Source organism: Oerskovia gallyi (assembly GCF_014836745.1).
GTDB lineage: Bacteria > Actinomycetota > Actinomycetes > Actinomycetales > Cellulomonadaceae > Oerskovia > Oerskovia paurometabola.
In genome coordinates this window covers 242,224-250,878 of record NZ_JACSQE010000002.1, presented here as the reverse complement: position 1 = coordinate 250,878, position 8,655 = coordinate 242,224, and the positions used below count along the sequence as shown (strand labels likewise).

The window sequence follows — 8,655 nt, the reverse complement described above, 5'->3', positions numbered from 1 at the left end:
TAGCTCGCTGGGCTCATAACCCAGAGGTCGCAGGTTCAAATCCTGCCCCCGCTACAAAGGAAGGCCCGGTCCAGCAGGAATGCTGGACCGGGCCTTCGTCATTCCCGGGATGACCCGTGGAGAATGAACGCCGGACCCATGCGCCGTCCGCGTGTGACGTGCCCGACAGGTGCCCTGGTCACGGCAGGGGCGAAAGGTCGCGTAGAGTGGTGTTCACCGACGCGGGGTGGAGCAGCTCGGTAGCTCGCTGGGCTCATAACCCAGAGGTCGCAGGTTCAAATCCTGCCCCCGCTACAAAGGAAGGCCCGGTCCAGCAGACATGCTGGACCGGGCCTTCGTCATTCCCGGGGTCTCGCCCAGGGTTCTGGGCGCCGCGTCAGTCGGAGAGCGTGAAGCCGGTCGTCCACTGGGTCGCGCCGGAGCCGGCGAGCGTCATCTGGACGAACCCGAGGGCTTCGAGCTCGCGGGCGCGCTTGAGCGACCCGGCGTCGACTCCCTTGAGGCCGCCTGCGCGGACGAGGTCGACGAGCGTGGCCTTGGCGTCGTTGTCGTCGCCCGCGACGAGCACGGTGGTCGACTGGTCGGCGACCTTGCCGCTCGCGAGGGTCGAGGCGAAGTTCGTGTTGAACGCCTTGATGACCGTGGCGGTCGGGGCGAGCGCGGCGATCTGGGCGGCGGCCGAGGAGTCGGCGGGCACGACGAGCGAGTCGAACGTCGCGAAGTCGACGGGGTTGGTCGGGTCGACGAGGACCTTGCCGTCGAGCCGGCCGGCGTACTGCGCGAGGACCTCGGGCACGGCGGGGTAGGGGAGCGCGAGGACCACGAGGTCGCCCGTGATCTCGTCACCCACGACGCCCGAGGTGAACGAGTCGCCCGAGCCGAGTGCTGCGGCCTTCTCGGCGTCGCGCGCCAGGACCTGGACCTGTGCGCCGGCGTCGAGTCCGATGCGTGCCACGCCTGCTGCGATGTTCCCTGCGCCGATGATCGTGATGCTGGTCATGAAGTCCTCCGGGGCTGCGACGCCGATACCGGACCGGCGTGATTGGTTGTTGATACAACTAACGTAGACCCGCTTAGTTGTCGTGTCAACCATTGCCGGTAGACTGGTCCCATGACCGACGACGTGCGATGGCTCTCCCCCCGCGAGCTGCGGACCTGGATGCGCCTCCAGGCCGTCTCCGAGCTCCTCCCCGGCGTGCTCGACGCCCAGCTCCAGCGCGACGCGCAGCTCACCCACTTCGAGTACCTCGTGCTCGCGATGCTCTCCGAGGCACCCGACCACACGCTGCGCATGACGGACCTCGCGCTCAAGACCAACGCGACCCTGCCGCGCCTGTCGCACGTGGTGAAGCGCCTCGAGGGTCGCGGCTACGTCGAGCGCTCGCCCTGCCCCGAGGACCGCCGGGCCACGCTCGCGGTCCTGACCGACGCCGGGTGGGACAAGGTCGTCGCGACGGCCCCCGGCCACGTCGGCACGGTCCGCGAGCACATCATCGACCGCCTCACCCCGGAGCAGGTCGACCAGCTCGACCAGATCGCGCGCTCGATCCTCGAGTCGCTCGACACCGAGGGGCGGCTCGACGCGCTCCACCTCCCCGAGGACTGAGTCGACGCAGGGGCGGCGCGACGGTGTGACGCGACCCACCGTCTCACCGTGCGCCACGCCCCTGTCTCACCGCATGGGACCGGCGTAGAGTCGTCCTCCGGTGAGTCCCGGCAGCGCGCGTCACCCGCGGCCGTCCGGAGCCGCCTCGTCACCCTCCTGACCCTGGAAGGTCCTCATGCGCCGCCTGAACGCCGTGCTGCCCGTCGCAGCCGTCTCGACCGCCCTGCTCCTCGCGGGCTGCTCCGCCGACGACTCCTCGAACGACGCCGGCTCGGCCGGCTCGACGCCCACGTGCGAGCCGGGCGCGCTGCCCACGCACACCGACGGCAAGCTGACCGTCGCCGCGGGCGAGGCGTACTCGCCCTGGTACATCGGCGAGCACGACAGCGGCGAGGGCTTCGAGTCCGCGCTCGTCTACGAGGTCGCCGACCGGCTCGGCTACGCCGAGGACGACGTCGAGTGGGAGCTCGTGACGTTCGAGCAGATCGTCAGCCCGAGCATCAAGGAGTTCGACTTCGCCGCGTGGCAGACGTCCATCTCGGACGAGCGGCGCAAGGCCGTCGACTTCTCGAGCCCCTACCTCACGACCCGCCAGGGCGTGATCGTGCAGGAGGCCGGCCCGTACGCCTCGGCCACGACGCTCGACGAGCTCAAGGACCTGCGCATCGGCGTCACGGCCGCCCAGACGAGCCTCACGCTCGCGAAGGCCGCGTTCGGCGACGACGCGAACATCGTCCCGTTCAACGGTGCGGGCGACGGCATGACGGCCCTGCAGTCGGGCACGATCGACGTCATGGTCATGGACGTCGACCAGGGCGTCGCGGCCTCGACCGAGTACTTCCCCGACTCCGTGGTCATCGGCACCCTGCCGGACCAGGGCACGGTCGAGCAGTACGGCCTGGTCCTGGACCTGGGCTCCGTGCTCACGGACTGCGTCTCGGCCGCGGTCGACTCGCTCGAGGAGGACGGCACGCTCGCCGAGCTGCGCACCACGTGGCTCAAGTCGGACGACATCCCCGAGCTGGGCTGAGGTGAGCGGGGGCGCTCCGGGCGTCGCACCGCCCGAGGACAGCAAGCCCGACGGCGGCGCTCGCCCCGGGACCGCAGCCTGGACCCCGTCCCCGCTCGCGGTGGCGAGGGACTCCTACCGGCGTGCGCGGCGCCGTCGGGCAGCGTGGGTGTCCACGCTCTCGACCGTGGTCGTGGTCGCGGTCCTGTACGTCGTGGTGACCACGGCCCCCGGGTGGGAGCGCACGCGCGACGCGTTCTTCTCCCCGGCCAGCGCGTGGGACTCGCTCCCCGCGATCGCCGAGGGCCTGTGGCTCAACCTGCGGGTGTGGGTCGTGGCGTCGGTCGTCGGGATGGTGCTCGGCATGGCGCTCGCCGTGATCCGCACGAGCCGCATCCCGGCGCTGTTCCCGCTGCGCGCGTTCGCGGTCGCGTACGTCGACGTGTTCCGCGGCGTGCCGCTGCTGCTGGTCCTGCTGCTCGTCGGGTTCGGGCTGCCGGCGCTGCGCCTCGAGTGGTTGCCGACGTCGGGGGCGTTCCTCGGTGCGCTCGCGATCATCCTCACGTACACCGCGTACCTCGCTGAGGTGTTCCGGGCAGGGATCGAGTCGGTGCACCCGTCCCAGGTCTCGGCCGCGCGCTCGCTCGGGCTGACCCGCGCGCAGACGACCCGCAAGGTCGTGCTGCCGCAGGCCGTGCGCCACGTGACCGCGCCGCTCGCGAGCAACCTCGTCTCGCTCCAGAAGGACTCGGGGCTCATCTCGATCCTGGGCGCCGTGGACGCGATCCGGGCCGCGCAGATCGCGGCGTCGGGCAGCTACAACTTCACGCCCTACGTGGTGGCGGGCGTCCTGTTCCTGCTCGTGTCGATCCCGCTCACGCGCGTCGTCGACGTGTACTCGGCCCGCCAAGGCTGGCGCGGGTCGCTCGCGACCGTGAGCGGGGCGGGGGCCATCCGATGAGCCACCTGCTGTCCCTGCGCGGGATCCGCAAGACGTACGGCGAGCGCCTCGTGCTCGACGAGATCGACCTCGACGTCGACGAGCACCGCTGCGTCGTGCTCGTCGGGGCGTCGGGCTCGGGCAAGTCGACGCTGCTGCGCGTCGTGAACCTCCTGGAGGAGATCGACGACGGCGAGATCCTGCTCGACGGGCAGGACGTCGCCGACCCGCGTCTGGACGCGAACGTCGTCCGGGCGCGCATGGGCCTGGTGTTCCAGTCCTACAACCTCTTCCCGCACATGAAGGTCATGGACAACGTGACCCTCGCCCCGCGCCTCGTGCACAAGCGGGGTCGCGCCGAGGCCGAGGCCGCGGCCGAGGCCATGCTGCGCCGGGTCGGCCTCGCGCACCGCATGACGGCCTACCCCGACCAGCTCAGCGGGGGAGAGCAGCAGCGGGCCGCGATCGCGCGGGCGCTCGTGTCCTCGCCCGAGCTCCTGCTGCTCGACGAGGTCACCTCGGCGCTCGACCCCGAGCTCGTGGGCGAGGTCCTCGACCTGCTCGCGGACCTGCGCGCCGAGGGCGTGACGATGCTCGTCGCGACCCACGAGATGGGCTTCGCGCGCGAGGTCGCCGACGAGGTCTGCTTCCTGCACCAGGGGCGCGTGCACGAGCGCGGCACGCCCGAGCAGGTCCTCGGCGACCCGCAGCGCGAGCGGACCCGGGAGTTCCTGCGCCGGCTGCGCTGACCGCGACTGGGCCGGCCACGGGGACGCCGCCCTTCCGTGCGGGCCGCGCGGCGCGCATCATGGAAGCAGGTTCCTCAGCGGGGAGGCGCGACATGTTGGCAGCGGTCGGAGACAGGATCATCCGGGCCTCGGGGGTCGTCGGCGGCGCGGTCCGCGACGGCATGGTCGTCGAGGTCCAGCACGAGGACGGCTCGCCGCCCTACCTGGTCGAGTGGGCCGACACGGGTGAACGGACGCTCGTCTACCCGGGGCCCGACACCATGGTCCGCGCCCCCGTCGAGGGCGCCGAGGCGCACGAGGTCGTCGTCCCGGTGCACGCGAAGTCCTGGCACGTCCAGGTGAGCCTCGTCGAGAGCGAGGGGCGCACGACGGCGGAGGCCATCCTGGTCGGCGACGTCCCGTCCGAGCTCCACGCCGTGGGCAGGGCCCGCAAGGACCCCGGTGACACGGAGATCGAGGCGATCGGCGACCACGTCGCGGCGGCCCGCGCGCTGCGCGCGCTCGCGGACCGGTTGCTCGGCATCGCGGAGACGGAGATCGAGGGCTCGACGGGCGTTCCCGCGCACGTGCACCACTGAGCGTGGGCCGCGGGGCTCGTCGTCCGCGCCCGTGGCGACGCATCAACAGGGGCCGCTGCGCGCTCCCTCCAGGTAGGCCCGCCGACGGCGACGGGAGGGTTCGAGGAGGAGCCATGAAGCGCCTGGTGCTCTGCTGCGACGGCACGTGGAACTCGCCGGTCCGTGCGAGCGTGTCGAACATCGAGAAGATCGCCCGGTCGGTCCACACGGGGATCGGGCCCGACGGGGTCCAGCAGATGGTGTTCTCGGTCGAGGGCGTCGGCGCCCGGGGCTACCGGGTCGACGCGCTGCTGGGCGGGGCGTTCGGCTACGGGCTCAGTCGCAACGTCGTCGCGGGCTACCGGGACCTCGCGCTCAACTACGAGCCCGACGACGAGGTCTACGTGTTCGGGTTCAGCCGCGGCGCGTACACCGCGCGCAGCGTGGCCGGGATGATCGCGAGCGTCGGCCTGCTCACGGCGGACGCGCTCGCCGACCGCGGCGCGGGCAACCTGCTGGCGGACGCCGAGTCGCTGTATCGCGACCACTCGCCCGGCAGGCGTGCCCGGGTCTCGCAGTTCCGCGAGAAGTACTGCTACCCCCAGGTGCCCATCACGTTCCTCGGGGTCTTCGACACCGTGGGGGCGTTGGGCGTGCCAGGGATCACCCGCCGCAGGAGCCGGTTCCACGACGTGCGCCTGTCGAGCATGGTGCAGTGCGCGCGTCAGGCACTGGCCATCGACGAACGGCGGCTCACGTTCGAGCCGTGCCTGTGGGACGTCCCGGCCGACGACGACCGGCCGGGCGGCGTCAAGCAGGTCTGGTTCCCGGGAGCGCACAGCGACGTGGGCGGTGGGAACGCCTCGCCCGGGCTGTCCGACGTCGCACTCCTGTGGATGATGGGCGAGGCCGCGGCGTGCGGGCTCACGTTCTACCCCGACCGGGTCCTCGCCCAGCTCGGCGACGACACCGAGCTCGTCGGCAGCTTCACGCCGCGGATGGCCTACCGCCTGCTCAACACGGCCAAGCGGTGGAAGCGCCGGCCACGGTTCAGGGGGACACGACGCCTGCTCGCCGGCGTGCCTCTCGACGAGGGGTACGTCGACGACGTGCGGCTCTCCGACCTCGCCCTCGCGCTCAGCGCCGACCCCACGTCCACCTACGCGGAGCACGCCGCGAACATCGCCTGGTGGAAGGACGCGGCGGGCGGCGACCTCGCCGTCGAGCCCGTCCCGACGCTCACGGACGTCCCCCGGCGGCTCGTGCTGACGTGACCGGCGCAGGCAGGGCAGGCGACGACCGGCCGCGGGACGGCCGTCGGGAGACCACGCTGCGCGTCGTCGTGCACGGGCACGTCCAGGGCGTCGGCTTCCGGTGGGCGACGACCCGCCAGGCCGCCGCGCTGGGGCTGGCGTGCGACGCGCAGAACCTCCCCGACGGGACCGTGCTCGTGACGGCGCGCGGCGAGGCCGCTGCCGTCGCGACGCTGCGGGACTGGCTCCGCGGCGGCCGGACGCCCGGAGAGGTGGCGCGCATCGACGAGGACCCGGTGTGATGCTGGGGACATGACCTCGCCCGCAGAACGTCCTGATCCGACGACCCGCCCCGGAGCCGCGCTCGTGCCGCCCGACGCCCACGTCTTCGGCGCCCTCGACGCCCTCGTGACGATCGTCGAGTTCGGCGACTTCGAGTGCCCGTACTGCCACGACGCGGCCCCCGTCCTGCGGACGGTCGTCGAGGAGTCGGGCGGCCAGGTCCGGCTCGTCTTCCGTCACTTCCCGCTGTTCGAGGTCCACCCGTACGCGCTCACGGCGGCGCTCGCGGCCGAGGCGGCCGGGGCGCAGGGACGGTTCTGGGAGATGCACGACCTCCTGTTCGCGCACCAGGACAGGCTCGACGACGTCGGGCTCGCGCACTGGGCGCAGAAGCTGGGGCTGGACGGTGCGAGCGTCGTCGGTGACGCCGCGCAGCAGCACGGTGACGCCGTCGAGCGTGACTACCTGGCCGGGACGGCGCTCGGTGTGCGGGGGACCCCCACGCTGTACGTCGAGGGCGTGCGGTACCGGGGCCGGGTGACCGAGGACGGCGTCCGGTCGGCCGTGGCCGCCGCGCTCGCGGACGCGGGACGGGCGGCGGGGCCGGCGACCGGTCAGGGCGCCTGAGCCGAGGGGGCGTCCGAGTCCTTCCTCGGGGCCGCCGGACCGCCCACGGGCGCGGTCGGTATCAGTCGCGCGAAGAACAGCGCCGTCAGCGCCACGAGGGCGAGCACCGCGAGGCTCGCCCGCAGGCCCGTGATGCGGGCGGCCTCGTTCTCCTCGGTCAGGGCGGCGATCTCCTCGGGCGGGAGCCCTGCGCTCGTGAGCGCCTCCTCGACCTGCGCGTCGGAGATGAACGGGACGCCGCCCGCGAGCTCGACCTGTGCCGTCGCGGCGATCTCGGCCCGCACCGCGGGGTTGTCGGCGACCCCGGTGAGGAAGGTCGCCGTGAGTCCCGCGATGAGGACCGAGCCTGCGAGCGCGGTCCCGAGCGACGCGCCCAGGTTGGTCAGGGTGTTCTGCAACCCGCCGACGTCGCCGCTCTCCTCGTCGGGCACGGCCGAGACGGTCACGGCCCCGAGCTGCGAGGCCAGCGCCCCGACGCCGAGCCCCGCGAGGGCGAGCGGGACCGTGACGACCTCGGGCCCGGCACCGACCTCGAGCCCGGCGAGCAGGCTCACGATGCCCGCGAGCAGCGCGGCCACGCCCCACCGCACGACCGTGCGGGGCGAGGCGCGCGGGAAGAAGCGCGGTATCCCCACCGCCGCGAGCAGGAGCGTCACGGACAGGGGCAGGAGGCGGATGCCGGTGTCGAGCGCGGAGAGCCCGAGGGCGACCGACAGGTACAGGGGGACCGTGAAGAACAGCCCCGCCTGGAGCATGAACTGGAAGAAGAACATCGTCAGCCCGCCGTTGAGCTGTGCGTTGCGCAGCATCTCGGGCCGCACGAGCGGTTCCTTGCCCGCGGCGACGACGCGGTGCTCCCACGCGAAGAACAGCCGCACGACCAGCATCCCGGCCAGGATCAGCCAGATGGTCGGGGACAGGCCGAGCCACGACGGCCCGCCCGGCCGGGTCTGGACCCAGCCCCACTCGCCCGAGCGCAGGACGCCGAACACCGCGATACCGAGGCCGACCGCGGACAGAGCCGCGCCGACCAGGTCGAGCCGGAACCGCGGCCCGAGCGGCGCGTCGGCGATCCGGCGCGTGAGCAGCAGGATCACCGCGACGATCACGACCTCGCCGACGAACACGTAGCGCCACGTCCAGTACGTCGTGACGAGCCCGCCCACGAGCGGCCCTGCGGCCACCGCGATGGCGCCCGCGGACGCGACCAGCCCGTAGGCGCGCGGCCGGTCGGGGGCCGCGAAGTTCGAGGCGACGAGCGCGACGATCGCGGGCATGATGAGCGCCGCGCCGATCCCCTCGAGCACCGACCAGCCGAGGATCAGCACCCCGAGGTTCGGCGCGAGGGCGGTCGTGAAGGAACCGCACGCGTAGATGATGCACCCGAGCACGAATGCCCGACGGCGCCCGATCAGCCCGCCGACCTTGCCGCCCGGGATCATGAGCGTGGCCATGACGAGCGTGTAGAGCGTGATGGCGGTCTGGATGCCCGTGACCGTGGTGCCCACGTCCTGCGCGACCTGCGCGATCGACACGTTCATGACCGAGCTGTCGAGCGTCATGACGAACTGGCCCGAGGCGAGCGTCAGCAGGACGACGCCCGTGGCGCGCTCAGCGGTTCGAGCCACGGTC

Annotated in this window: 10 protein-coding genes and 2 tRNA genes (1 of these 12 only partly in view); 10 read left to right on the top strand and 2 right to left on the bottom strand. The window is 72.6% G+C overall.

Annotation, left to right across the window (positions count from 1 at the left end; genetic code table 11):
* A tRNA-Met gene (locus tag H9640_RS03630) sits at positions 1-54 on the top strand; it begins 120 nt to the left of the window's first position.
* A gap of 166 nt (positions 55-220) precedes the next feature.
* Positions 221-294, top strand: a tRNA-Met gene (locus H9640_RS03625).
* Positions 295-376: 82 nt separating this feature from the next.
* On the opposite strand, the gene H9640_RS03620 is transcribed toward H9640_RS03625, so the two are convergent.
* Positions 377-1,093, bottom strand: a complete 717-nt coding sequence (locus H9640_RS03620) for an NADPH-dependent F420 reductase (RefSeq protein ID WP_318243626.1) — start codon at positions 1,091-1,093, stop codon at positions 377-379.
* Between the two features lie 18 nt (positions 1,094-1,111).
* Between H9640_RS03620 and H9640_RS03615 the strand changes: the two genes are divergently transcribed.
* The 8 genes from H9640_RS03615 (at position 1,112) to H9640_RS03580 (ending at position 7,023) form a co-directional block, all read left to right on the top strand.
* Positions 1,112-1,606, top strand: a complete 495-nt coding sequence (locus H9640_RS03615; RefSeq protein WP_191789353.1) for a MarR family winged helix-turn-helix transcriptional regulator — start codon at positions 1,112-1,114, stop codon at positions 1,604-1,606.
* 175 nt (positions 1,607-1,781) lie between these two features.
* The gene (locus H9640_RS03610) at positions 1,782-2,636 is read left to right on the top strand and encodes an ABC transporter substrate-binding protein (protein ID WP_191789352.1); all 855 of its coding nucleotides are present in this window, start codon (positions 1,782-1,784) and stop codon (positions 2,634-2,636) included.
* Between the two features lies 1 nt (position 2,637).
* Positions 2,638-3,576 carry an amino acid ABC transporter permease gene (locus tag H9640_RS03605; protein WP_191789351.1) on the top strand — a complete coding sequence of 313 codons (939 nt, stop codon included), beginning with the start codon at positions 2,638-2,640 and terminating at the stop codon, positions 3,574-3,576.
* Positions 3,573-4,304, top strand: coding sequence for an amino acid ABC transporter ATP-binding protein (locus H9640_RS03600; protein ID WP_191789350.1), 732 nt, complete (start codon positions 3,573-3,575; stop codon positions 4,302-4,304). The genes H9640_RS03605 and H9640_RS03600 overlap by 4 nt, the downstream gene beginning before the upstream one ends.
* 92 nt (positions 4,305-4,396) lie before the next feature.
* Entirely contained in the window at positions 4,397-4,882 is a 486-nt protein-coding gene (locus tag H9640_RS03595; protein ID WP_191789349.1) for a dsRBD fold-containing protein, read from the top strand.
* Between the two features lie 113 nt (positions 4,883-4,995).
* Positions 4,996-6,135: a DUF2235 domain-containing protein gene (locus H9640_RS03590; protein ID WP_191789348.1), complete on the top strand. Its 1,140-nt coding sequence runs from the start codon at positions 4,996-4,998 to the stop codon at positions 6,133-6,135.
* Complete coding sequence (locus tag H9640_RS03585) at positions 6,132-6,416, top strand: acylphosphatase (protein ID WP_204808194.1); 285 nt, start codon at positions 6,132-6,134, stop codon at positions 6,414-6,416. Before H9640_RS03590 ends, H9640_RS03585 begins: the two co-directional genes overlap by 4 nt.
* Before the next feature lie 10 nt (positions 6,417-6,426).
* A complete protein-coding gene (locus H9640_RS03580) occupies positions 6,427-7,023 on the top strand; it encodes a DsbA family protein (protein ID WP_191789347.1) in 597 nt (198 codons plus the stop codon).
* Here the strand turns inward: H9640_RS03580 and H9640_RS03575 are convergent.
* Positions 7,011-8,651 (bottom strand): MFS transporter, encoded by a 1,641-nt coding sequence (locus H9640_RS03575; protein ID WP_307824015.1) that lies wholly within the window; start codon positions 8,649-8,651, stop codon positions 7,011-7,013. The genes H9640_RS03580 and H9640_RS03575 overlap by 13 nt on opposite strands.
* Positions 8,652-8,655: the final 4 nt, after the last annotated feature.